Annotated in this window: 19 protein-coding genes; 14 read left to right on the top strand and 5 right to left on the bottom strand. The window is 73.9% G+C overall.

All coding sequences use genetic code 11. The features are described from left to right. Nucleotides 1–141 precede the first annotated feature (141 nt). Entirely contained in the window at nt 142–501 is a 360-nt protein-coding gene (locus AB0883_RS03240) for a YciI family protein (protein WP_366639048.1), read from the top strand. A gap of 25 nt (nt 502–526) precedes the next feature. On the opposite strand, the gene AB0883_RS03235 is transcribed toward AB0883_RS03240, so the two are convergent. Continuing rightward, a complete protein-coding gene (locus tag AB0883_RS03235; RefSeq protein ID WP_366639046.1) occupies nt 527–961 on the bottom strand; it encodes a cytidine deaminase in 435 nt (144 codons plus the stop codon). Between the two features lie 173 nt (nt 962–1,134). Between AB0883_RS03235 and hrpA the strand changes: the two genes are divergently transcribed. After that, nucleotides 1,135–5,175 carry an ATP-dependent RNA helicase HrpA gene (gene hrpA, locus AB0883_RS03230; RefSeq protein WP_366639044.1) on the top strand — a complete coding sequence of 1,347 codons (4,041 nt, stop codon included), beginning with the start codon at nt 1,135–1,137 and terminating at the stop codon, nt 5,173–5,175. 19 nt (nt 5,176–5,194) lie between these two features. On the opposite strand, the gene AB0883_RS03225 is transcribed toward hrpA, so the two are convergent. Together AB0883_RS03225 and AB0883_RS03220 are read right to left on the bottom strand one after the other, a co-directional pair. Beyond that, nucleotides 5,195–6,547, bottom strand: coding sequence for an FAD-dependent monooxygenase (locus tag AB0883_RS03225; protein ID WP_366639042.1), 1,353 nt, complete (start codon nt 6,545–6,547; stop codon nt 5,195–5,197). An 86-nt stretch (nt 6,548–6,633) separates the two neighbouring features. Further along, nucleotides 6,634–7,563 (bottom strand): LysR family transcriptional regulator, encoded by a 930-nt coding sequence (locus AB0883_RS03220; protein WP_366639040.1) that lies wholly within the window; start codon nt 7,561–7,563, stop codon nt 6,634–6,636. Between the two features lie 77 nt (nt 7,564–7,640). Here AB0883_RS03220 and AB0883_RS03215 point away from each other — a divergent pair, with 77 nt between their 5' ends. The 7 genes from AB0883_RS03215 to AB0883_RS03185 all read left to right on the top strand — a co-directional run bounded on the left by AB0883_RS03215 (nt 7,641) and on the right by AB0883_RS03185 (nt 15,854). Further along, nucleotides 7,641–8,330: a succinate dehydrogenase cytochrome b subunit gene (locus tag AB0883_RS03215; RefSeq protein WP_366639038.1), complete on the top strand. Its 690-nt coding sequence runs from the start codon at nt 7,641–7,643 to the stop codon at nt 8,328–8,330. Nucleotide 8,331: 1 nt separating this feature from the next. Further along, nucleotides 8,332–10,269: a fumarate reductase/succinate dehydrogenase flavoprotein subunit gene (locus AB0883_RS03210; protein ID WP_366639036.1), complete on the top strand. Its 1,938-nt coding sequence runs from the start codon at nt 8,332–8,334 to the stop codon at nt 10,267–10,269. Beyond that, nucleotides 10,266–11,030, top strand: a complete 765-nt coding sequence (locus tag AB0883_RS03205; protein ID WP_366639034.1) for a succinate dehydrogenase/fumarate reductase iron-sulfur subunit — start codon at nt 10,266–10,268, stop codon at nt 11,028–11,030. The genes AB0883_RS03210 and AB0883_RS03205 overlap by 4 nt, the downstream gene beginning before the upstream one ends. Before the next feature lie 355 nt (nt 11,031–11,385). Continuing rightward, nucleotides 11,386–12,570: a zinc-dependent alcohol dehydrogenase gene (locus AB0883_RS03200; RefSeq protein ID WP_366639032.1), complete on the top strand. Its 1,185-nt coding sequence runs from the start codon at nt 11,386–11,388 to the stop codon at nt 12,568–12,570. Continuing rightward, nucleotides 12,567–13,511, top strand: coding sequence for an SDR family NAD(P)-dependent oxidoreductase (locus tag AB0883_RS03195; protein ID WP_366639030.1), 945 nt, complete (start codon nt 12,567–12,569; stop codon nt 13,509–13,511). The genes AB0883_RS03200 and AB0883_RS03195 overlap by 4 nt, the downstream gene beginning before the upstream one ends. 86 nt (nt 13,512–13,597) lie before the next feature. Beyond that, nucleotides 13,598–14,599, top strand: a complete 1,002-nt coding sequence (locus AB0883_RS03190; protein ID WP_366639029.1) for a serine hydrolase — start codon at nt 13,598–13,600, stop codon at nt 14,597–14,599. A gap of 109 nt (nt 14,600–14,708) precedes the next feature. Then, complete coding sequence (locus AB0883_RS03185) at nt 14,709–15,854, top strand: MBL fold metallo-hydrolase (RefSeq protein WP_366639027.1); 1,146 nt, start codon at nt 14,709–14,711, stop codon at nt 15,852–15,854. Nucleotides 15,855–15,884: 30 nt separating this feature from the next. On the opposite strand, the gene dgt is transcribed toward AB0883_RS03185, so the two are convergent. After that, a complete protein-coding gene (dgt, locus tag AB0883_RS03180; RefSeq protein ID WP_366639026.1) occupies nt 15,885–17,399 on the bottom strand; it encodes a dGTP triphosphohydrolase in 1,515 nt (504 codons plus the stop codon). A gap of 181 nt (nt 17,400–17,580) precedes the next feature. On the opposite strand from dgt, the gene AB0883_RS03175 reads away from it, so the two are divergent. Both AB0883_RS03175 and AB0883_RS03170 read left to right on the top strand, forming a co-directional pair. After that, nucleotides 17,581–20,064 carry a Tex family protein gene (locus tag AB0883_RS03175; RefSeq protein WP_366639024.1) on the top strand — a complete coding sequence of 828 codons (2,484 nt, stop codon included), beginning with the start codon at nt 17,581–17,583 and terminating at the stop codon, nt 20,062–20,064. A 331-nt stretch (nt 20,065–20,395) separates the two neighbouring features. Then, a complete protein-coding gene (locus AB0883_RS03170) occupies nt 20,396–20,824 on the top strand; it encodes a hypothetical protein (RefSeq protein ID WP_366640256.1) in 429 nt (142 codons plus the stop codon). Nucleotides 20,825–20,902: 78 nt separating this feature from the next. Here AB0883_RS03170 and AB0883_RS03165 read toward each other — a convergent pair whose 3' ends face one another. Continuing rightward, the gene (locus AB0883_RS03165; RefSeq protein WP_366639022.1) at nt 20,903–21,862 is read right to left on the bottom strand and encodes a DUF389 domain-containing protein; all 960 of its coding nucleotides are present in this window, start codon (nt 21,860–21,862) and stop codon (nt 20,903–20,905) included. A gap of 230 nt (nt 21,863–22,092) precedes the next feature. Here AB0883_RS03165 and AB0883_RS03160 point away from each other — a divergent pair, with 230 nt between their 5' ends. From AB0883_RS03160 to AB0883_RS03150, 3 genes are read left to right on the top strand one after another with little or no spacing between them, the layout of a single operon-like run. After that, nucleotides 22,093–22,788: a sugar transferase gene (locus AB0883_RS03160; RefSeq protein WP_366639020.1), complete on the top strand. Its 696-nt coding sequence runs from the start codon at nt 22,093–22,095 to the stop codon at nt 22,786–22,788. Next, on the top strand, nt 22,785–23,933 hold the full coding sequence (locus AB0883_RS03155) for an aminotransferase class I/II-fold pyridoxal phosphate-dependent enzyme (protein ID WP_366639019.1): 1,149 nt from the start codon (nt 22,785–22,787) through the stop codon (nt 23,931–23,933). The genes AB0883_RS03160 and AB0883_RS03155 overlap by 4 nt, the downstream gene beginning before the upstream one ends. Next, nucleotides 23,930–24,574 (top strand): acetyltransferase, encoded by a 645-nt coding sequence (locus AB0883_RS03150; RefSeq protein ID WP_366639017.1) that lies wholly within the window; start codon nt 23,930–23,932, stop codon nt 24,572–24,574. The genes AB0883_RS03155 and AB0883_RS03150 overlap by 4 nt, the downstream gene beginning before the upstream one ends. Nucleotides 24,575–24,716 lie beyond the last annotated feature (142 nt).

Here is a 24,716-nt window from a genome sequence, read left to right as displayed (position 1 = left end):
CGTTCGGGCTTAGGGTCGCCTTACCGTAGCGGAACGCCCTGGCCGGGCCTAACTCGCCGTCGTCGATCCGAGCGGCGCTGAGCAGGGCGGACGGTGCCGGATCCGGCAGGGCGGCGGCCCCGGCCGCCCTAGGGTGTGGGAATGCGATTCGACCAGCACACCGTGGTGCTCCTGGTCCGGCCGTCGGACGCGCCGGAACTGCCGCTTGACGCGGCCGACCGGTTGCAGGACGCCCACCTGGCCCACCAGGCGGGGCTGGTGGAGCAGGGGCTCGTCCTGGCCGCCGGCCCGTTCGTCGACGCCGACGACGAGCGGCTGCGCGGATTCGTCGTGCTCTCCGTCTCCCCGCAGGAGGCCCGCGAGCTGTACCACAACGACCCGGCCGTGCGGGCCGGGCGGCTGGGCGTGCAGGTGATGAGCTGGATGGTGCCGGAGGGCATCGTGCGGTTCGAGAGCGTGCCGATGCCCCGGTCGATCCTGGAGGCCGCCGCCGGCGACTGACGGGCCGGACCGGTGGGGCGGGGCGTCAGTCGGCCGGTCGCGGCGCGGGCAGCGGGCCGGCCGGCCCGTCGAGCTGCTGGTCGGCCCAGACGTACGTCTCCGGCAGCAGTTCGGCCACGTGCACCACCCGCAGCGCGTCCATCGGCCCGACGATGACCCGGACCGTGGGGAAGTAGTCGCGCAGCACCTGCCGGCAGCGCCCGCAGGGCGGGATCACCCCGCGCCCCCGGTCGCCCACCGCGACGATCGTCTCCAGCTCGGTGACGCCCTGGGTGGCGGCGGCGCCGACCGCGACCACCTCGGCGCAGGGCCCGCCGGTGAAGTGGTAGACGTTGACCCCGGTGAAGACCCGGCCGTCGGTGGTCCGCGCGGCGGCGGCGACCGTGTGGTTGTCGCTGCGGCAGCGCAGCTTGGCGACCGCCGTGGCGGCCTGCACCAGGGCCCGGTCGGTGTCGCGCATCGTCATCCCTTCCCCCGTGGCCAAGGTCGGTCGGCGCCCCACTCTAGACCGGCGGACCGCCCGCGCGCTCGCCCTGACCGCAGGCCGTCGACGGGCGCGCGACCGGGGGCGAGGGCGGCGCGGCGGTAACCCGGGGGCGGTCCGGCCGTCGGCTGCCTATCCTTGGCGACGACATGCAGAATCCAGCCGCACCCGCCGCGACCGACCCCGTCCGCGAGCTGCACCGCCGCCTCCGTCCGCTGATGTTCCGCGACCAGCGCCGCCTGCAACGACGCCTGGACGGGGTACGCCGGCTGCGCGACCCGCAGCGCCGGGAGTCGGCGCTCGACGAGATCGCCGCCGACGTGGCGCGGGCCGAGGCCGTGCTGGAGGGCCGGCGCGCCGCCGTGCCGGTGGTCACCTATCCGGCCCAGCTGCCGGTCAGCGAACGCAAGGACGACATCGCCGCCGCGATCCGCGACCACCAGGTCGTGATCGTGGCCGGCGAGACCGGCTCCGGCAAGACCACCCAGCTGCCGAAGATCTGCCTGGAGCTGGGGCGCGGGATCACCGGGCTGATCGGGCACACCCAGCCGCGCCGGCTGGCCGCCCGCACGGTGGCGGACCGCATCGCCGAGGAACTCGGCACCGAGCTGGGTGACGTGGTCGGCTACAAGGTGCGCTTCAGCGACCAGGTGAGCGACCGCAGCCTGGTCAAGCTGATGACCGACGGCATCCTGCTCGCCGAGTTGCAGACCGACCGTATGCTGCGCCAGTACGACACGCTGATCATCGACGAGGCGCACGAGCGCAGCCTCAACATCGACTTCATCCTCGGCTACCTCCGGCAGCTCCTCCCCCGCCGGCCCGACCTCAAGGTGATCATCACCTCGGCGACCATCGAGACCGAGCGGTTCGCCCGGCACTTCGCCGGGCCGCCCACCGCCGACGAGCCTGACGGCGTGCCGGCGCCGGTGGTCGAGGTCTCCGGGCGCACGTACCCGGTCGAGGTGCGTTACCGGCCCCTGGTCGAGGTGGCCGAGGGCGAGGACGACGGGGAGGACGAGGAGAACGTCCGCGACCAGGTCCAGGCCATCGGCGACGCCGTCGAGGAACTGGCCGCCGAGGGACCGGGCGACGTCCTGGTCTTCCTCAGCGGCGAGCGGGAGATCCGCGACACCGCCGACGCGCTGGGCAAGCTGGTGGAGAAGAAGCCGGCGCTGCGCGGCACCGAGATCCTGCCGCTGTACGCCCGGCTCTCCACCGCCGAGCAGCACCGGGTCTTCGCCCCGCACGCCGGGCGCCGGGTGGTGCTCGCGACCAACGTGGCGGAGACCTCGCTCACCGTGCCCGGGATCAAGTACGTGGTGGATCCGGGCACGGCCCGCATCTCCCGCTACAGCAGCCGGCTCAAGGTGCAGCGGCTGCCCATCGAGCCGGTCTCGCAGGCGTCGGCCAACCAGCGCAAGGGGCGCTGCGGGCGCACCTCGGACGGCATCTGCATCCGCCTCTACGACGAGCAGGACTTCCTGTCCCGCCCGGAGTTCACCGACCCGGAGATCCTGCGCACGAACCTCGCCTCGGTCATCCTCCAGATGACCTCCATCGGGCTCGGCGACATCGCGGCGTTCCCGTTCATCGACCCGCCGGACCGGCGCAACGTCGCCGACGGCGTCAACCTGCTGCACGAACTCGGCGCGCTGGACCCGGCCGAGGCCGACCCGGCGAAGCGGCTCACCCCGCTGGGCCGGCGGCTGGCCCAGCTCCCCGTCGACCCGCGACTGGCCCGGATGGTCGTCGAGGGCGAGCGCAACGGCTGCGCCACCGAGGTGATGGTGATCGCCGCCGCGCTGTCGATCCAGGATCCCCGGGAGCGGCCCGCCGAGAAGCAGGCCCAGGCCGACCAGGCACACGCCCGGTTCACCGACCGCGAGTCGGACTTCGTGACGCTGCTCAACCTGTGGCGGCACCTGCGCGAGCAGCAGCGCGAGCTGTCCTCCAGCGCGTTCCGGCGGATGTGCAAGGCCGAGTACCTCAACTACCTGCGGGTACGCGAGTGGCAGGACATCGTCAGCCAGTTGCGCCAGGTGCTGCGTACCCCCGAGGAGGGGCGACCGGCGCGCGACGGCGACGGCGACGGCGGCGGCCGGCGCCGGGGCGGCGCGGACCTGCCGGAGGAGATCGACACCCCGAAGGTGCACCAGTCGCTGCTGCCCGGTCTGCTGTCCCACGTCGGGCTCAAGGACGCGCAGAAGCACGAGTACCTGGGCGCCCGGGGCGCGAAGTTCGCGCTCTTCCCCGGCTCGGCGCTGTTCAAGAAGCCGCCGCGCTGGGTGATGGCGGCCGAGCTGGTGGAGACCTCCCGCCTCTGGGGCCGGGTCGCCGGCCGGGTCGAGCCCGAGTGGGTTGAGCCCCTCGCGACGCACCTGGTCAAGCGCAGCTACAGCGAGCCGCACTGGGAGAAGAAGCAGGCGGCCGTGATGGCCTACGAGAAGGTGACCCTCTACGGCATCCCACTGGTCACCTCGCGCAAGGTCAACTTCGGCCGGATCGACCCGGCGCTGTCCCGCGAGCTGTTCATCCGGCACGCCCTCGTCGAGGGCGACTGGCAGACCCACCACCGGTTCTGGGCCGACAACCAGCGGCTGCTGGCGGAGATCGAGGAGCTGGAGCACCGGGCCCGGCGCCGCGACATCCTCGTCGACGACCAGACCGTCTTCGACTTCTACGACGCCCGCATCCCGGCCGACGTGGTCTCCGGGCGGCACTTCGACGCCTGGTGGAAGAAGACCCGCCGGGAGCAGCCCGACCTGCTCACCTTCACCCGGGAGCTGCTGGTCCACGCCGGCCGGACCGGCGTGGACGAGGCCGACTACCCCGACGAGTGGTCCGCCGACGGGGTGACCCTGCCGCTGACCTACCGGTTCGAGCCGGGCACGCCGACCGACGGCGTGACCGTCGACATCCCGCTGCCCCTGCTCAACCAGGTGCCGGCGGAGAGCTTCGACTGGCAGGTGCCCGGGCTGCGCGAGGAACTGGTGATCGCGCTGATCCGCTCGCTGCCCAAGGCGGTGCGCCGCAACTTCGTCCCGGTGCCGGACTTCGCCCGCGCGGCGCTGGCCGCGATGCCCGCCGGCGAGGAGCCGCTGCTGGACGCGCTGACCCGGCAGCTGCGCCGGATGACGGGCGTCACCGTGCCCCGCGACGCGTGGGAGCCGGAGAAGCTGCCGCCGCACCTGCGGGTCCGCTTCCGGGTGCTCGACGAGGAGAACAAGCCGGTCGCCGAGGGCAAGGACCTGCCGGCCCTGCAACGCCGGCTCAAGGCGGAGGTACGCCAGGTCGTGGCCGCCGCCGCGCCGGACGTGGCCCGCACCGGGCTGCGCGAGTGGAGCATCGGGACGCTGCCGCGCACCATCGAGCAGGTCCGCGCCGGCTACGCCGTGACCGCGTACCCGGCCCTGGTCGACGAGGGCGACACGGTCGGGGTGAAGGTCTTCGACTCGCCCGCCGAGCAGGAGGCCGCGCACTGGGCGGGCACGCGCCGGCTGCTGCGGCTGACCGTGCCGTCGCCGGCGAAGTTCCTCCAGGGGCGGCTGTCCAACGAGGCGAAGCTGGCGCTGAGCCGCAACCCGCACGGCGGCGTGCAGGAGTTGATCTCCGACGCGGCCGGGGCGGCCATCGACAAGCTGATCGGCGACGCGGGTGGCCCGGCCTGGGACGCCGAGGGCTTCGCCGCCCTGCGGGAGAAGGTCCGCGCCGACCTGGTCGACGTCGTGCTCGAGGTGATGGACCGCGTCCGCCGGGTGCTCGCCGCCGCGTACGCGGTGGAGCAGCGGCTCGGCGCCACGAGGAACCTGGCGGTGGTGGCCGCGCTGGCCGACATCCGGGCCCAGCTAAGCGGCCTGGTGCACAAGGGGTTCGTCACCGAGACCGGGTACGCGCGCCTGCCCGACCTGCTGCGCTACCTGACGGCGATCGAGCGGCGGCTGGACCGGCTGCCGGGCAACCCGCAGCGCGACAAGCAGCAGCAGGACCGGGTCGCGGTGGTGCAGAAGGAGTACCAGGAAATGCTCGCCGCGCTGCCGCCGGGCCGGCGGCAGTCGGCGGCGGTCCGGCAGATCCGCTGGATGATCGAGGAGCTGCGGGTGAACGTCTTCGCCCAGGCGCTGGGCACCCCGTACCCGGTGTCGGAGCAGCGGATCTACCGGGCGATGGACGAGGCCGAGGGCAGGTAGGGCGGCCCGCCCGCCCCCGTCAGGAGGCGCGCGTCGGCGCCCGCCGCGGCAGGGACGCCGACGCGCGGGAGCCGCGCAGCACCCGGAACAGCACCGGCGGGGCGAGCAGCCGCGTCGGCGGGTCGACGAGGTTCACCACCCGCAGGAACGCCGCGCCCAGCGCCGGGTCCCGGGTCGCCGCCGCGTGCAGCCGGCCCACGTACGCGTTGACCAGACGTACCCGCGGCGAGCGCCGGCCGGGCACCTCGGGGAAGCGCAGGTCGGTGCCGACCGCGATGGACCACGGCCCGTCGATGAGCCGGGCCGCGCCCCGGAAGAACCGCCGGGCGAGCCGGTCGGACGGCCGCCGGAGCAGTCGGCGTAGCAGCAGGGCCTCCAGCGCGGCCACCGTCATGCCCTGCCCGTAGACCGGGTTGAAGCTGCACACCGCGTCGGCCACCACCAGGTAGCCGGCCGGGAAGCGGCGCAGCCGCTCGTAGCGCCGCCGCACGCTGGCCGGGAACTTCATCGTCGCCGGCGGGCTCTCCGGCTGCGCCGTACGCAGCAGGTCGGCGATCTGCGGGGCGGCGAGGGTCTCGGCGAAGGCGGTCATGCCCTCGTCGTCGGCCGGCGGTTCCTCGCCGAGCATGCCGCTGAGCGCCACCGCGAACCGGCCCTGCTCCTGCACGGCGACGATGCCGCCCCGGGGCTGGCCGGGCACGGCGTTGGTGAGCGCGCCGAGCAGCCCCTCCAGGTGGTGCGGCTCCCGGCGGTAGGTGCGGGTGAGGTAGGTGACGCCGACCTTGACCCGCTCCTCCGGCGCGGGCCGGTAGCCCAGCTCGGCCAGCCACACCGGGCTGCGGGTGCCCCGGCCGCCGGCGTCGACCACGAGTTCGGCCGCGACGATGGTCGGGTCCCCGTCGCGGAGGCGCAACCGCACACCGGTCACCCGTCCCCGGTCGAGGGTGGTGGTCAGCCCCTCCACCTCGCAGCCCGCCACGATCCGCACCCCGGGCAGGGCGGCCACCCGCTCCCGGACGACCTGCTCCAGCAGCGGCCGGCTGACCCCGAGGGCGAACAGCGGGGACGGCGCGCGCCGCATCCGGTGGCCGTTGTTGTACCAGTGGACCTGCTCGTGCAGGTCGACGCTGGGCACGCCCCGCGCGCTCAGCTCCGCCGAGATCCCGGGCAGCAGTTCCTCGAGCGCCTGCCGACCCCGGGTCAGCAGGACGTGCAACTGCCGCCCCTGCGGTACGCCCCGGCGGCTCTCCGCCCGCTCGGGCAGCAGGTCACGGTCCACGAGGGTGACCCGCTCGTACGCCTCGGTGAGTGCGCAGGCGGTCAGCAGCCCGCCCATGCTGGCGCCGATCACCACGGCGCTGCCCGTTGCCATGCCGGCAGCGTAGGCAGGCCGGCGGGGGCCGGTCGTCTTCCGTCGTGCGCAGTCCCTGCCGGCCTCAGACCGGCGCGGCGTCGGCCTCAGAGCGGCTCGACGCCCGGCGGCAGGTCCCCGTCGGTGGTGGCGTCGCGCACGTAGTCCAGCAGTATCCGGCGCAGCTCCCGCCCGGCGTGGGTCGGCACCACGTCGCGGCGCCGGGCGACCGCGATGGTCCGTCGGACGCCGGGCGGGGCCAGCCGGGTGACGCGCACGCCGGGACGCCGGGCCACCACGATGCCGGGGACCAGCGCCACGCCCAGCCCGGCCTCGACGAAGCTCAGCACCGCGTCCATCTCGCCGCCGTCGACGGCGATGGTCGGCTCGAAGCCGGCCTCCCGGCAGGCCTGGATGGTGGCGTCGCGCAGGTCGTAGCCCTCCCGGAACATCACCATCGGCTGATCGCGCAGGTCGGTGACGTGCAGCTGCCCGGTCTCCGGGGCCACCGACAGCTCCTCGACGGAGGCGACCACCAGGCTCTCCCGCAGGATGGGGTCGGCGCGCAGCCCGGGGTCGGTGCCCTGGGCCGGCATGATGATCAGTGCCAGGTCGAGGTCGCCGCGGAGCAGCCCGCGGACCAGGTCCTGCGAGCCGCTCTCCTCCACCCGCAGGTCGATGGTGGGGTGGGCGTCGCGGAACCGGCGCAGCACCGGCGGTGCGAGCGAGGTGGCGAGGCTGGGGGTGGCGCCGAGCCGCACCCGACCACGGCGCAGACCGACCAGCTCCTGCACCTCGCGGGTCGCGGTGTCGACGTCGGCCAGGATCCGCTTGGCCAGCGGCAGCAGCACCTCACCGGCCGCGGTGAGCGCGATGTTGCCCCTTACCCGCTCGAACAGCGGGGCGCCGAGACCGTCCTCCAGGGCGTGAATTTGCTTACTCAAGGACGGCTGCGTGATGCCGACGATGTCGGCGGCTTGGGTGAAATGTCGTACTTCCGCCACCGCCACGAAGTACTTCAGCTGATGGAGCTGCATCTAAATAGCCTATAGCTATCAAGACTGCGAGGTCGATGCATTGGACGACTGAATCAAGTGCTCCTAGCGTCGATCGCGTGGTAGTCACGAGAACTCGGTCGCCCATCCGCTCCAGCGTCGGCCTGAAGGCCGTCATGGCGGTGACGGGCATCATCCTGGTGCTGTTCCTGATCGCGCACATGCTCGGCAACCTGAAGATCTTCACGGGGGCGACCTCGTTCGACCACTACGCGCACTGGCTGCGCGAGATCGGCGCCCCGATCCTGCCCGGCGTGTGGTTCCTGTGGATCCTGCGGATCGGGCTGCTGGTGTCGGTGCTCGGTCACATCTGGGCCGCGACCGCCCTCGCCGTGCGCGCCCGCGCCGCCCGCCCGGTGCAGTACGCGCACCGCAAGAAGGTCCAGGGCAGCTACGCGGCCCGCACCATGCGCTGGGGCGGCGTGATCATCCTGCTCTTCGTGATCTACCACATCCTGGACCTCACCACCGGCACGCTGAACCCGGTCGGCGACCCCAGCCGGCCGTACGCCAACGTGGTGGCCGACTTCGCCCCGGAGCGCTGGTACGTCACGCTCTTCTACACCCTGGCGGTCGTCACCCTCGGCTTCCACCTGCGGCACGGCCTGTTCAGCGCGCTGCGCAGCCTCGGCCAGCAGAGCCCGCGCGGCGAGCGGCGGGCCCGAGCGGTGGCCCTGGGCTTCTCCGTCGCGCTCTGCGCCGGCTACCTGGCGGTCCCGTTCGCCGTACTCACCGGATTGGTGTCCTGACATGGATCTCTACACCGAGGGCGACCCGATCGCCGACACCAAGGCTCCCGACGGCCCCATCGAGACCCGCTGGGAACGCCGCCGTTTCGAGGCCAAGCTGGTCAACCCGGCCAACCGCCGCAAGATGACCGTGATCGTGGTCGGCACCGGCCTGGCCGGCGGCTCGGCCGCCGCCACGCTCGCCGAGCAGGGCTACCGGGTCAAGTCCTACTGCTACCAGGACAGCCCGCGCCGGGCGCACTCCATCGCCGCGCAGGGCGGCATCAACGCCGCCAAGAACTACCGCAACGACGGCGACTCGGTGCACCGGCTCTTCTACGACACCGTCAAGGGCGGCGACTTCCGCTCCCGGGAGTCGAACGTGCACCGGCTGGCCGAGGTCTCGGTCAACATCATCGACCAGTGCGTCGCCCAGGGCGTGCCGTTCGCCCGCGAGTACGGCGGCCTGCTGGACACCCGCTCCTTCGGCGGCGCCCAGGTGCAGCGCACCTTCTATGCCCGGGGCCAGACGGGCCAGCAGCTGCTGCTCGGCGCGTACCAGGCGCTGGAGCGCCAGATCGGCCTCGGCAACGTGGAGATGAACGCCCGGCACGAGATGCTGGAGTTGATCGTCGTCGACGGCAAGGCCCGCGGCATCGTGGTCCGGGACATGGTCACCGGCGAGATCACCACCGAGTTCGCGGACGCGGTCGTGCTCGCCTCCGGCGGCTACGGCAACGTCTTCTACCTCTCCACCAACGCCAAGGGCTGCAACGTCACCGCCACCTGGCGGGCCCACCGCAAGGGCGCGTACTTCGCCAACCCCTGCTACACGCAGATCCACCCGACCTGCATCCCGGTCTCCGGCGACCACCAGTCGAAGCTGACCCTGATGAGCGAGTCGCTGCGCAACGACGGCCGGGTCTGGGTGCCCAAGGCCAAGGGCGACACCCGCAGCCCCAAGGACATCCCCGAGGACGAGCGGGACTACTACCTGGAGCGGATCTACCCCTCCTTCGGCAACCTGGTCCCCCGCGACATCGCCTCCCGCGCCGCCAAGAACGTCTGCGACGAGGGGCGCGGCGTCGGCCAGACGGGGCTCGGCGTCTACCTGGACTTCGCCGACGCGATCGACCGGCTGGGCCGCAAGGCCATCGAGGCCAAGTACGGCAACCTCTTCGAGATGTACGAGCGGATCACCGGCGAGGATCCGTACGAGGTGCCGATGCGGATCTACCCCGCCGTGCACTACACGATGGGCGGTCTCTGGGTCGACTACGACCTCCAGTCGTCCATCCCGGGTCTGTTCGTGATCGGCGAGGCGAACTTCTCCGACCACGGCGCGAACCGGCTCGGCGCGTCGGCGCTGATGCAGGGCCTGGCCGACGGCTACTTCGTGCTGCCGAACACCATCGCCCACTACCTGGCGTCCGGCCCGTTCGAGAAGGTCGACGCCGCGCACCCGGCGGCCGTGCAGGCCCGCGCCGACGTCGAGAACCGGATCCAGCGGCTGCTGGCCGTCAACGGCGACCGGACCGTCGACTCGTTCCACCGCGAGCTGGGCCAGATCATGTGGGAGCACTGCGGCATGGAGCGCAGCGAGGCCGGGCTGCGCAAGGCGATCGACGAGATCCGCGCCCTGCGCGAGCAGTTCTGGCAGCGGGTCCGGGTGCCGGGCAACGGCGAGGGGCTCAACCAGTCGCTGGAGAAGGCCGGCCGGGTGGCCGACTTCTTCGAGCTGGCGGAGCTGATGTGCATCGACGCCCTGCACCGCGAGGAGTCCTGCGGCGGTCACTTCCGGGCCGAGCACCAGACGCCCGACGGTGAGGCGGAGCGCGACGACGACCGCTTCGCGTACGTGGCGGCCTGGGAGTTCACCGCCACCGGCGAGCCGGCGGTGCTGCACAAGGAAGACCTGAACTTCGAATACGTCCACCCCACGCAGCGGAGCTACAAGTGAACCTGACCCTGCGCATCTGGCGCCAGTCCGGCCCCGAGGACAAGGGTCGGATGGTGACCTACAAGATCGACGACGTCTCCCCGGACATGTCCTTCCTGGAGTTGCTCGACGTACTCAACGAGCGGCTGATCCTCGCCGGCGAGGAGCCGGTGGCGTTCGACCACGACTGCCGCGAGGGCATCTGCGGCATGTGCGGCCTGATGATCAACGGTGACGCGCACGGGCCGCAGCGTGGCACCACCGCCTGCCAGCTGCACATGCGGCAGTTCTCCGACGGCGACACGATCGACATCGAGCCGTGGCGGGCCCGCGCCTTCCCGGTCATCAAGGACCTGGTGGTCAACCGGAGCGCCTTCGACAAGATCATCGCGGCCGGCGGCTACATCACCGCGCCGACCGGCAGCGCACCCGAGGCGCACTCGACCCCGGTCGCCAAGGCCAACGCGGACGCCGCCTTCGAGGCGGCGGAGTGCATCGGCTGCGGCGCCTGCGTGGCGGCCTGCCCGAACGGCTCCGCCATGCTCTTCACCGCCGCGAAGGTCACCCAGCTCTCGCTGCTGCCGCAGGGCCAGCCGGAGCGCTACACCCGGGTGATCGGCATGGTCGACGCGCACGACGAGGCCGGCTTCGGCGGCTGCACCAACGCCGGTGAGTGCACCGTGGTCTGCCCCAAGGGCATCCCGCTGAACACCATCGGCCGGCTCAACCGCGACTTCCTGATGGCCACCTCGAAGCGGGGCGACAACACCCCCGGTTCCTGACCCTCCGCACGTCACGCTGACGACGTCGACGCAGGGCCGCCGCGTCCTTCCGAACGCGGCGGCCCTTGCCGTACCACCCGCCCGGTCGCCGGCCCGCCGTCCCCGCTCCCCTGCCGCATCGGCCTCGCCCGGTGCGGCCCACGCCGGCCCGCACCGGCCGGCCACACCTACCTGCTCGCGCCCTGTCGAGCTGAATCGTCTGCGACATCAGCTCGACAGGCAGTCGAGCCGTCGTCGCTGCCGGCCGCCGAGATCGGCGCCCGGGGGCCGAAAGGGCTCCGGTACCCGGGCGCCGGTTCAAGTCGGCGCGGGCGGGTAGCACTCCTGGGAGCCGGCACAGGAGGGACGACGGGACATGAAGGCGCTGACCTGGCAGGGCAAGCGGGACGTACGGGTGGAGGAGGTGCCCGATCCCCGGATCGAGGAGCCCACGGACGCCGTCGTCCGGATCACCTCGACCGCGATCTGCGGCTCCGACCTGCACCTGTACGAGGTGCTGGGGCCGTACCTGAAGCCCGGCGACGTCCTCGGCCACGAGCCGATGGGCATCGTCGAGGAGGTGGGCCCGGGGGTGACCCGGCTCAAGCCGGGCGACCGGGTGGTGGTGCCGTTCAACATCTCCTGCGGCTCCTGCTGGATGTGCGACCGGCAGCTGTACGCGCAGTGCGAGACCACCCAGGTCACCGCCGAGGGCAAGGGCGCCGCGCTGTTCGGCTACACCTCGCTCTACGGCTCGGTGCCCGGTGGGCAGGCGGAGTACCTGCGGGTGCCGCACGCCCAGTTCGGCCCGATCAAGGTGCCCGACACCGGGCCCGACGAGCGCTGGCTCTACCTGTCCGACATCCTGCCGACCGCCTGGCAGGCGGTGAAGTACGCCGACACCCCGCGCGGCGGCACCCTCGCCGTCTTCGGGCTCGGGCCGGTCGGCCAGTTCTGCGCCCGCATCGGCCGGCACCTCGGCGCGGACCGGGTCATCGGGCTGGACCTGGTGCCGGAGCGGTTGGCGATGGCCCGCCGGCACGGCATCGAGGTGCTCGACGTCAGCCAGTTGGACGACGTGCCCAGCGCGCTGATCGACCTCGTCGACGGGCGCGGCCCCGACGCCGTCATCGACGCGGTGGGCATGGAGGCCCACGGCGCGCCCCTCGGCAAGCTCGCCCAGACCGCCGCCGGGCTGCTGCCCGACAAGCTCGCCCAGACCATGACCGACAAGGTGGGCGTCGACCGGCTGGTCGTGCTCAAGGCCGCGCTCAAGGCCGTCCGCCGGGGCGGCACGGTCTCCGTCTCCGGCGTCTACGGCGGCGAGGTCGACCCGATGCCCCTGATGGAGATGTTCGACCGGGGCATCCAGCTGCGGATGGGGCAGTGCCACGTGCGCCGGTGGACCGACGAGATCATCCCGCTGCTCGCCGGCGACGACGACCCGCTGGGCGTGGCGGACCTGCGTACCCACCGGGTGCCGCTGTCGGAGGCGCCGCAGGCGTACGAGATGTTCCAGAAGAAGGAGGACGGCTGCGTCAAGGTCGTGCTGGCACCGTGACCCGGACGGTGGTCGTGACCGGCGCGACCAGCGGGATCGGCCGGGCGGCGGCCCGGGCCTTCGCCGAACGCGGGGACCGGCTCGTGCTCGCCGCCCGCTCCCCCGTCGCCCTCGCCGCGGTCCGTGACGAGTGCCGGGCCGCGGGCGCGCGGGTGCTCGAGGTGCCCACCGACGTCACCGCCGACGGCGCGCTGGCGGCGCTCGCCGACGCGGCCCTCGACCGGTTCGGCGGCATCGACGTCTGGGTGCACACGGCGGCGGTGATGGCGTACGGCCGGTTCGAGGAGACCCCGGAGCGGGTCTTCGAGCAGGTGGTGCGCACCGACCTGCTCGCCGCCGCCGCGGTCGCCCGGGTGGCGCTGCGCCGCTTCCGGGCGGACGGCGGGGGAACGCTGATCCTCACGGGGTCGGTGCTGGGCCACATCACCGCGCCGTACATGAGCGGTTACGTGGCGAGCAAGTGGGGGTTGCAGGGGCTGACCCGCACGTTGCAGCAGGAGACCCGGGAAACCCCGGGGGTGCACGTCTGCATCGTCAACCCGGGCAGTGTGGACACCCCGGTCTACCAGCGGGCCGCGAACTACCTCGGCCGGACCGGCCGGCCCCCGCCGCCGATCACCACCCCCGAGCGGGTGGCGCGGGCCATCGTGGACTGCTCCGACCGGCCCCGCCGGGAGGTGTCGGTGGGCCGGGTCAACGTGGTCATGCGGGTCGGCTTCACCCTGCTGCCGGGGATCTACGACGCCCTCGTCGGGCCGTTGATGCGGCTGCTCGGGCTGACCGACCGGCCGGTCGCGCCGCACGACGGCACGGTGTTCGCGCCGGACCCGGCCGCGGCCTCGGTACGCGGCGGCTGGCTGCCCGACCTCGGGCGGGTCGCGCGGGCCGTCGGGGAACTGCCCGGCCCGGTCGTGGCGGCCGTCCGGCGTCGGCTGCCGTGAACCCCGCGCGGGATCACCGGCGTCGATCGTTTCGCCTAGGGTGGTGGGCCGACCCACCACGACGGGAGAGACGATTGACTATCCGGGTGAACCGCAGGACCGCGCTGGGACTGGGCACGGTGGCCACGGCGGGAACGGTGCTCGGCGCCGCCGCGCCGGCGTCCGCCGCCCCCGAGGTCGCCGAGCCGGCCCCGGCGACACCCCGGCAGGCCGCCCGCCGGGTGGCCGCGATCTACGAGCGGGAGACGGTGGCAGCAGGGGGCAACTGGCAGGCGTACGTCAGCGTCGCCGACCCGGCCGGCGCCCCGGTGGTGGCGGTCTCCGACGAGCCGGACCGGCGCATCGAGGCGTACAGCGTCAACAAGATCGCGGTGGCCGTGGCGGTGCTCGACAAGGTCGACCGGGGGCTGCTGACGCTCGACCAGCGGGTCGAGGTGACCGCCGCGATCGTGGTGCCCGGCGGGGACGGCATGTTCAGCCTCGACGGGGCGTACCCGAGCTTCGTGACGCTCGGCCACGTGCTGGCCAACCTGCTGACCGTCTCCGACGACACGGCGGTGCGGCTGTGCGGCCTGGTCTGCCCGGCCGCCGAGCTGAACGAGATCCTGCGCGGCAAGGGCTTCCCGAACACGCAGGTGCAGCCGGTCGCCAACCCCAACCGGTTCTTCCTCGGCACCAGCACCCCCCGGGAGACCCACGACCTGTTGCGCGCGCTGGTGGCCGGCACGCTGCTCTCGCCTGCCGGCACGGCGTTCGTGCTCCGGCTGCTGCGCGCCCCCGTCGCGTACACCGACGGGATCCGGCGGGTCATGTCCTCGACCGACCGGGCCCGGGTCGCCACGAAGGCCGGCTGGTTCGCCGACGCCCGGCACGAGGCCGGGGTGATCTTCGACACGGCCGGCGCACCCGTGCTGACGTACGCCCTCTTCGCCGACGGGCAGGCCGAGCCGGACGACTACGGCGCGACGCACCCCGCCGTCGAGGCCCGCGCCCGGATGGGCCGGCGCTTCCTGACCTCGGTGGACCGCCTCACCGGCACCGGCGTCACCCACCGGCCGACCGCCCAGCGGCCCAGCAACGGCGGCTGAACCGCCCCACGAGGTGGGGGCCCGCCGTCCCGGTGGGCCCCGCCGACCTCCGGCCGGTCCCCTGGTGGCCGGGCTACCGTGTACGACGGGACACGGCGGAGGGACGACGATGGGCGCACCACCGGAACGCGCGGGGCTCGACCGGGCACTCGGGCGGCGGCTACGCGGCGCGGCCGGGCTGGCCGCGCTGGCCGGGCTCGCGTGGGTGGCCCGGGACGTGCCGGCGGCGCTCGGCGGCCGGCTCACCGGCGCCCGCGCGGAGCGGGCCGCCCGCTCACCCCGGTTCCGCGACGGCACCTTCCACAATCCGGGCGGCACGCGCTCGATGGCCGGCGCCCCCGACCGCAACCTGGTCCGTGAGCTGATCTTCGGCAAGCAGAAGCGCCGGCCGGGCGCCGCCGTGCCGCTGGCGCGTCCGGGCGCCGTCCCGGCCACCGACGTCGGGCGTGAGCTGAACGTCGTCTGGTACGGCCACGCCTCCGCGCTCATCGAGATCGAGGGCCGCCGGGTGCTGCTCGACCCGGTCTGGAGCGACCGGTGCTCGCCGTCGGCCCTGGTCGGCCCGCGCCGCCTGCACGAGCCGCCGGTACGCCTCGACGAACTGCCCCCGGTGGACGCGATCCTGATCTCGCACGACCACTACGACCACCTCGACATGGCGACCGTGCGGGCGCTGCTGGGCAGCCAGTCGGCACCCTTCCTGGTGCCGCTCGGGGTGGGCGCGCACCTGGACCGCTGGGGCGTACCGGCGGAGCGCATCGTCGAGCTTGACTGGGCGGAGAGCCACCGGGTGGCGGGGCTGGAGATCACCGCCACCGCCGCGCAGCACTTCTCCGGCCGGGGGCTGCGCCGCGACGGCACGCTCTGGAGTTCCTGGGTGGTCGCCGGCGCGCACCGGAAGGTCTTCTACACCGGCGACTCCGGCTACTTCGACGGCTACGCGGAGATCGGCGAGCGGCACGGGCCGTTCGACGTCACGCTGATGCAGATCGGCGCGTACGACCGGGCCTGGCCGAGCATCCACATGTTCCCCGAGGAGGCCGTCGCCGCCCACCTCGACCTGCGCGGCGGGCTGCTCGTACCGGTGCACTGGGCGACGTTCAACCTCGCCCTGCACGACTGGTCCGAGCCGGTGGACCGGATCTGGGCCGAGGCGAAGGCGCGGGACGTGCGGCTGGCCGTGCCCCGCCCCGGGGAGCGGGTGGTGGTGGACGACCCGCCGGCCGTCGACGGTTGGTGGCAGGCCGTCGCCTGAGCGCCGCGGGGTGTGCCGCGGCGCCGCCCCTCAGAGGACGAAGGCGTCGGTCCAGAGCGCCCCGGAGCGGCCCGACAGGGCGTCCAGCATGGCGACCGCCTGACCGTCGGTGAGCTGGGCGACGAAGTCGACGATCGCCCGGCCGCGGGCCTTGCCGATCCGGTCCGGCGTACGCGGGTGCAGCTCCGCCTCGGCCAGCTCCACCAGGTCGTGCAGGCGGCGCGGCAGCCGGGACTCCTCCTCGGGGTCGAGCAGCCACTCCAGCAGCGCCTCCACCAGGGTGCCCAGCAGCCGGGCCTGCCCGCGCTGGTGCAGGGCCAGGTCCGGTCGGGCCAGCACGAACCGGTGGTGGACGAACTTGAGCACCTGCACCTCGTGCCACTGCGCCGGGGCGAGCAGCACGTGGCCGGAGCGGACCGCCGGCTGCTCGACCACGGTGATCGCGTCGACGAAGCGGGTCGTCCACCGGGCGGAGAACCGGGCCACGTACTGCTCCGCCTCGATGGAGCCGTCGAAGGGCATGGCGAGCAGGCCCTCCACCAGTTCCTCGCGGACGTGCTCGACGGCGGCGGCGAACGCCTCGTCGTCGGCGATCCAGGCGTCCTTGCGGTGCAGCTGCCGGCGCAGCCGCTCGATCGCCGAGCCGGGCCGGCGGGCGGCGGCGGCGGCCAGGGCCGCGTCGGTGATGGCCCGGAAGTGCCCGCTCTCGCGCTGCCAGGCCATCAGCTCGGCGGCCACCGCGCCCTGCTGGAGCACCCCGACCCGGTAGAAGTCCTCCACGTCGTGGATCGCGTACGCGACGTCGTCGGCCGTGTCCATCACCGACGCCTCGGCGGTCTGCTGCCAGTCCGGGATCCGGCCCACGAACGGCTCCCGGGCCTGCCGCAGGTCGTCGACCTCGGTCCGGTACGCCCCGAACTTCGACGAGCCGCTGCCGGGGTCGTCCGGCGGCGGGGTGGCGCCGCGCGGGGGCGGGTCCATCAGCCGGGGGTGCGGGTCGGGATGGTCCAGCCGCGTCCACGGGTACTTCAGCAGCGCCGCCCGCACCGCCGCCGTGAGGTCCAGGCCGGTGGTCGCCGCGCCGCGGATCTCGGTGCTGGTGACGATGCGGTACGACTGGGCGTTGCCCTCGAAGCCGTCCGTCAACCCGAGCCGCTGCCGGGCCAGCCGGTCCAGCACCCGCTCCCCCAGGTGCCCGAACGGCGGGTGGCCGAGGTCGTGCGCGAGCGCGGCGGCCTCCACCACGTCCGGGTCGCAGCCGCCCAGCTTCTCCAGCAGGTCGCGGTGCCGGTCGTCGGCGGTCAGCCGCTCGGCGATGGCACGCGCCACCTGCGCCACCTTGAGGCTGTGGGTCAGCCGGTTGTGCACGAGCAGGCCGGAGCCGCCGGGGCTGACCACCTGGGTCACGCCGTTGAGCCGGGCGAAGAACGGCGAGGCCACGATGCGGTCGCGGTCGGCCCGGAACGGGCTGGCGGCGAGGTCGCCGAGCGCCCGGGCGCTGCCGCCGAAGAGCCGCCGGGCGCGCGGGTCCACGGGAGGTTCCATGATCGCCACGCTAGCGCAGCGCGGGCCGGAGCGCCGACGGGTCGCCGCCGGCACGCCGGGCCGGGGACGGCGGCAGCGCCACGGGGCGAGGTGCCGGCACGCCGGGCCGGGGGCGGCGACGGCCGTCGGTCCGGGCCGGCACAATGCACAGCGGAACCCACACCGAAGGCGGATCGAGATCGTGACCCTCTCTGTTCATCAGCGGATCGCCGAGGAACTCGGCGTCGCCGAGCGTCAGGTACGGGCGGCCGTGGAGCTGCTCGACGGCGGCGCGACCGTGCCGTTCATCGCCCGCTACCGCAAGGAGGCCACCGGCCTGCTCGACGACACCCAGCTGCGCACCCTGGAGGAGCGGCTGCGCTACCTGCGCGAGCTGGACGAGCGGCGCGCGGCGGTGCTGGAGTCGATCCGTGGTCAGGGCAAGCTCGACGAGGCCCTGGAAGCACAGATCATGGCGGCCGACTCGAAGTCCCGCCTGGAGGACATCTACCTGCCCTACAAGCCCAAGCGCCGGACCCGGGCGCAGATCGCCCGCGAGGCCGGGCTGGAGCCGCTCGCCGAGTCGCTGCTGGCCGACCCGGGTCAGGACCCGCGCCAGACCGCCGCCGGCTACGTGGACGCGGAGAAGGGCGTGGCCGATGCCGCCGCCGCCCTGGAGGGCGCCCGCGCGATCCTCATCGAGCGCTTCGCCGAGGACGCCGACCTGATCGGCACGCTGCGCGAGCAGATGTGGTCGCGGGGCCGGCTGGTCTCGCGGGTACGCGACGGGCAGGAGTCGGCCGGCGCGAAGTTCGCCGACTACTTCGACTTCGCCGAGCCGTACCCGAAGCTGCCCTCGCACCGGATCCTGGCCATGTTCCGGGGCGAGAAGGAGGGCGTGCTCGACCTGACCATGGAGCCCGAGGAGGCCGGCGAGGCCGACGCGGTGCCGACCGGGCCGAGCCGCTACGAGGCGGCGATCGCCGGGCGGTTCGGCATCACCGACAAGGGCCGGCCGGCGGACCGGTGGCTTGCCGACACGGTGCGCTGGGCCTGGCGCACCCGGATCCTCATCCACCTCGGGGCGGACCTGCGGATGCGCCTGTGGCAGGCGGCCGAGGAGGAGGCGGTACGGGTCTTCGCCACCAACCTGCGGGACCTGCTGCTCGCCGCCCCGGCGGGCAGCCGGCCCACGATGGGGCTGGACCCGGGCCTGCGTACCGGCGTGAAGGTCGCCGTGGTGGACGCCACCGGCAAGGTGGTCGCCACCGACACGATCTACCCGCACGAGCCGCGCCGGCAGTGGGACGCCTCGATCGAGACCCTCGCCCGGCTGGCCGGGGCGCACGGCGTCGAGCTGGTCGCCATCGGCAACGGCACCGCCAGCCGGGAGACCGACAAGCTCGCCGGCGAGCTGATCAAGCGGTACCCGCAGCTCAACCTCACCAAGGTGGTGGTCTCCGAGGCCGGCGCGTCGGTCTACTCCGCCTCCGCGTACGCCTCCCAGGAGCTGCCCGGCCTGGACGTGTCGCTGCGCGGCGCGGTCTCCATCGCCCGCCGGCTCCAGGACCCGCTCGCCGAGCTGGTCAAGATCGACCCGCGCTCGATCGGGGTCGGCCAGTACCAGCACGACCTGTCGGAGGTGAAGCTCTCCCGGTCGCTGGACGCGGTGGTCGAGGACTGCGTCAACGCGGTCGGCGTCGACGTCAACACCGCCTCCGCGCCGCTGCTGACCCGGGTCTCGGGCATCGGCGCCGGGCTGGCGGAGAACATCGTGCTGCACCGGGACGCGAACGGTCCGTTCCGCACCCGCTCGGAGCTGAAGAAGGTCGCCCGGCTCGGGCCGAAGGCCTTCGAGCAGTGCGCGGGCTTCCTACGCATCCCCGGCGGCGACGACCCGCTGGACTCCTCCAGCGTGCACCCGGAGGCGTACCCGGTGGTGCGTCGGATCCTGTCCAGCACCGGGCAGGACCTGCGGTCGCTGATCGGCAGGAGCGCCATCCTGCGGGGGCTGCGGGCCACCGACTTCGTCGACGACACCTTCGGCCTGCCCACCGTCACCGACATCCTCGCCGAGCTGGAGAAGCCGGGCCGTGACCCGCGGCCGGAGTTCCGCACCGCCACCTTCGTCGAGGGGGTGGAGAAGATCGGCGACCTGGTGCCCGGCATGGTGCTGGAGGGCGTGGTGACCAACGTGGCCGCGTTCGGCGCGTTCGTGGACGTCGGCGTGCACCAGGACGGGCTGGTGCACGTCTCGGCGATGTCCCGGGCGTTCGTGAAGGACCCGCGCGAGGTGGTCAAGTCCGGCGACGTGGTCCGGGTCAAGGTGCTCGACGTCGACGTGCCCCGCAAACGGATCTCGCTCACCCTCCGGTTGGAGGACGACGCGGAGGCGGGCGCCGGGCGCGGCGGCCCGGACGGCGGACGCCGCGAACGTGGCGGGCAGGTCGGACCGCGCGGCGACCGGGGCGCCTCCCGGGGCGGTCAGGGCGGCCAGCCCGGCCAGGGCGGCGGACGCGGTGACCGGGGTGCCCAGGGCGGCGGACGCGGCGGTCAGGGCAGGCAGGCTGGTCAGTCCGGGCAGGACGGGCGGGGCGGGGCTGGGCGGCAGGGCCGTGGCGGAGCGGGGCCCGCGCCGGCGAACGACGCCATGGCGGACGCGCTGCGCCGGGCCGGACTCGCCTGACGCGGTCGCACGCGGCGTCGACCTCGACGATCGGGTGGGAGCCACGTTCACCGGCGGCCGGAGGGGTGCACGGCGAAGCCCGGCCGCCGGGTTCCGGACCGCCCGGACCGAGCGGCATGGACGCATGCCCGACGCTGTCGAGCTGATGTCGTAGACGATTCGGATGACGGCTCAGGCAACTCGCCTGATGTCGCGAACGACTCAGCTCGACAGCGTCGAGCGGACCTCCCGCCCGCCAGCCGCGGCTCACCGGCCACCGGCGCCCGGCGGGTGGGCTCGCGCTGGTGCTTTCGGGTGGCGGGCGGCGGGGCGTACCGTCGCGGTCGTGGATGTGGGCGACGGCCTGGAGTGGCGGGAGCGGCAGCGGCGGGCGGTGCGGGCGCACGCGGCGGCCGACGAGCGCCGGCGGGCGGCCGAGCACGCCGAGGCGGCGGAGCTGGTCGCCTGGTTCGTCGCCGAGGCGACCCGGCGCGGGCTGCCCACGGAACGGCTCACGGCCCGGGGGCTCGACGGGCGCGGGAGCTACCGGACGAGGCTGCGCGGCTGGTACGTCGACCGGGCACGCACCCGGGCCGTCGACGTCGACGGCCGCTTCCACCTGCTGACCGTGGCGGGCGGCCCGCGCGCCCTGCTGCTCGGGGCCGAGCCGCAGCCCAGCCCACCGCCGCTCGTGGTCGGCGCGGGCGGTCGCGACGGCGAGTCGATCCCGCTGCGCACGCTGCTGGAGCGCCGGTTGGAGGCGGGCGGCGCGACGCCCTGAGCGGGGCGCGGTGTTCGGAGCAGCGAGCGGGGCAGGCGCTCCGGGCTGGGCGCGCGGGGGCCAGTCGGCCCGGGCGGGTCAGCGGATGACGCCGCCCGGTCGGCGGAGCCGGCGCCGCCGGCCCAGGTGCCTCCACCACGCCTGCTGCACCAGCAGTGTGGCCAGGCCGGCGAGCAGGATCGCGCAGAGGTTGATCACCAGTTGGAGCGCCGATCCGGACGCCTCGTGCCAGACGCCGTAAGCGACGGCGACGGCCGCGTTCGCGGCGGCCGGCACGGTGGTCACCGAGATCAGCACGCCGACCAGGCTGCCGGACTTCTTCGAGGTCAGGGAGAGCATGCCGGCGACTCCTGCCAGCAGGCCGACCACCCAGGACAGCGCGTCGGGCCGCCAGATGAAGTCGGTCAGGGGGCGTTCGGACTCCAGCATCCCGCGGTCGACCAGCCCCACCGCGTCCAGGCCCCAGGTGCTGAGGACGGTGACCACCATCGCGGCGAGGAAGCCGACCACCAGGGCCTGCACCGACCGGCCGATGACCGTCGGGTTGCGGCGCAGCAGCGCGACACAGAGCGCCGCCAGGGGGCCGAACTCGGGGCCGACCACCATCGCGCCGACGATGAGGATCGGCTGGTCGAGCAGGACGCCGACGCCGGCGAGCATGGTGGCGACGGTGAGCAGGACGAGGTACGTGGCGGAGAGTTCGGTCTGCTCGCCGGTCTTGGCGGCGATCTCGTCCCAGACCACCGCGTCCGCCCCGCTGCCCGGCGCCTTCTCGGCCGCCCGGCCGGCCGCCGCGGAGATGGACAGCTCGACGTCGTCGGCCGAGATGGCGCCGCGCTCCTCCACGCCGAGCTGCCGTAGCGCGTGCAGCACGCTGTCGGCGCTCTCCCGGACCACGTCGCAGAGGATGAGGTCGCCCGCCGGTTGACGGGCGGCGCCCGGGAGCACCGCCAGGTGGGTCACCCCGGGATCGGCGGCCAGCAGGTCCGCCACGGCGGAGGACTGGTCGCTCGGCGCGATGACCCTCAGATGCAGCACCGGCTCTCCCCCGCGTCGTGGACCGTCGAGCACTCTACTGCCGGCGCGGCCGGGCCGAGGTGCCACGTCTTCGGTGCCGGGCCGCGTCCTGACGGGCCGTTGCGCGGTTGACCTGTCGGGATCGGCGTCGAGTGTGGCGATTTCGCATCGCCGGCACGTTCATCCCTGTTAGAACGTGATTGTCGTATGGTGCCCGACTCTGCCTGGAGGTCGAAGCCTTGCCTGGTTCCGTGGACACGCCGGAAAGCCTCGCGGAGCGGCCCCGACCGGAGGCCCTCAAGCGGGCGATCGACGTGCTGGCGGCCGTGGCGCTGCTGGTGCTGACCGCGCCACTGGTCCTCGTCGTGGCGGTGCTGGTGGCGGCGGGACTCGGCCGGCCGGTGCTGTTTCGGCAACCCCGCGCGGGACGGCACGGCCGGGTGTTCGAGCTGGTCAAGTTCCGCACCATGCTCCCGCCGGATCCGCTGCGGGGACGGGTGCGCGACGGGGACCGGCTGACGCCGCTGGGTCGGTTCCTGCGCTCCACCAGCCTGGACGAGCTGCCGACCCTGTGGAACGTGCTGCGCGGCGACATGAGCCTGGTCGGCCCCCGCCCCCTGCTCACCGAGTACCTGCCGCGCTACTCCCCCACCCAGGCCCGCCGGCACGAGGTCCGGCCGGGCGTCACCGGGCTGGCCCAGGTGCGCGGCCGCAACAGCCTGGGCTGGGAGGAGAAGCTGGACCTGGACGTCTGGTACGTCGACCACCGCAGCCTGCGGCTGGACCTGTCGATCCTCGCCGCGACCGTCCGCACCGTGCTGCGCCGCGAGGGGATCTCCGCGGCGGGCTCGGCCACCGCGCCCGAGTTCCTCGGCACGCCCCCGCTGGTCCCCGCCGCACCGGGACCGGACGCCTCCCTGACCGTCCCCGCCGGAGGTCGCCGATGAGCGGGACCATCCACCTGTCCCCGCCCGACGTCGGGCCGCTGGAGGAGTCGTACGTCGTCGCGGCCCTGCGGTCCGGCTGGGTCGCGCCCGTCGGTCCGGACCTCGACGCGTTCGAGCGCGAGGTCGCCATGCGGGTGGGCACCCGCGGCGCCGTCGCCGTGAGTTCCGGCACGGCCGCGCTGCACCTGGCCCTGCTGGGGGTGGGAGTCGGGCCCGGCGACGCCGTCATCGTGCCGACGCTGACGTTCGTGGCGACCGCGAACGCGGTCCGCTACGCCGGCGCGCGGCCGGTCTTCGTGGACTGCGACCCGCACTCCGGGAACGTCGACGTGGCCCTCGTGGACGAGCTGATCCGGGCACTCGTCCTCCGGGGACAGCGCGTCGGCGCGGTCGTCCCCGTCGACCTCTTCGGCAGCTGCGCCGACCACACTGCGCTGGCCCCGGTCTGCGCGGCGGCGGGCGTACCGGTCGTCGAGGACGCCGCGGAGGCCCTCGGCGCGACCCACCACGGCCGGCCCGCCGGCTCCTTCGGGCAGGTGGGCATCCTCTCCTTCAACGGCAACAAGATCATGACCACCTCGGGCGGCGGGATGCTCGTCTCCGACGACACGGCCCTGCTGGCCCGGGCCCGGTTCCTGTCGACCCAGGCCCGCGAGCCGACGCCGCACTACGAGCACCGCGAGACGGGCTACAACTACCGGCTGAGCAACCTGCTCGCCGCGCTGGGCCGCGCCCAGCTCGTCCGGCTGGACGGGATGATCGCCCGGCGCCGGCATTTGCGCGACCAGTACGCCAAGCTCTTCGCCCCGATCCCGGGTGTGCGGCTGCTCGGCGTGGAGGATCCCGGCTCCAACTGCTGGCTGACCACCATCGCGGTCGACCCGCAGCGGGCCGGCTGGCGGGCCGCCGACCTGGCCGCCCACCTGGCGGAACGCGACATCGAGACCCGCCCGGTCTGGAAGCCGATGCACCTGCAACCGGCGTACGCGGACGCCGAGTGCCTCCTCACCGGGGTGGCCGAGCGGCTGTTCGCCGACGGGCTGGCCCTGCCCAGCGGCAGCGCGCTGAACGAGCGGCAGGTCGGCCTCGTCCTCGCCGCCGTCGACGAGTTCCTGGTGGCCCGCACGGGAGCGTCGACGGCGTGACGGTCCCGCTGGTGGTCGTCGGCTGCGGCGGGCACGGCCGGGAGGTCCTCACGATCGCCCGGGCGATGGACGCCGCCGCCGGCCGGCCGCGCTGGCGCCTGCTCGGGTTCGTCGACGACCGGCCCTCCGAGGAGAACCTGAAGCGGGTGCAGCGGCTCGACGTGCCCTACCTCGGCGGCGTCGCCTGGCTGCGCGACGCGCCGCCGGACGCGCACCACGTCATCGGCATCGGCGACCCCCGCGTCCGGCGGGCGGTCGCCGCCCGGGTCGACGCGTACGGCACGCCGGCGGCGAGCCTCGTGCATCCGGCGGCGACGGTCGGGCCGGACACGGTGCACGGACCGGGCTTCGTCGCCTTCGCCGGGGCCCGGGTCACCACCAACGTCACGCTCGGCCGGCACGTGCACCTCAACCAGAACGCCACGGTCGGGCACGACTGCGCCCTCGCCGACTTCGTGTCGGTCAATCCGCTGGCCGCCGTCTCCGGCGACTGCCACCTGGCGGAGGGGGTGCTCGTCGGCACGACGGCGGCCGTGTTGCAGGGCCTGCGGGTGGGCCGGGACAGCACCGTCGGGGCGGGCGCCTGCGTCGTCCGCGACGTGCCGGACGGCGTCGTCGTCAAGGGCGTGCCCGCCCGTTGAACCGACGGGCCATCGGCCCCACGGACGAAAAATCGGTCATCAAACCTGAAAACCTCCAAACATGACTCTCGGGCCTGTATCAACTTAAAGAGCCCAAAGCTCCTTCCGCCCCGCGGCGGAAGCGGTCGGAGACGGACAGGGA

Source organism: Micromonospora sp. NPDC047812 (genome assembly GCF_040704175.1).
Lineage (GTDB): Bacteria > Actinomycetota > Actinomycetes > Mycobacteriales > Micromonosporaceae > Micromonospora.
The sequence above is the reverse complement of the archived record's forward strand: the minus strand, read 5'-3'. Positions and strand labels throughout refer to the sequence as shown.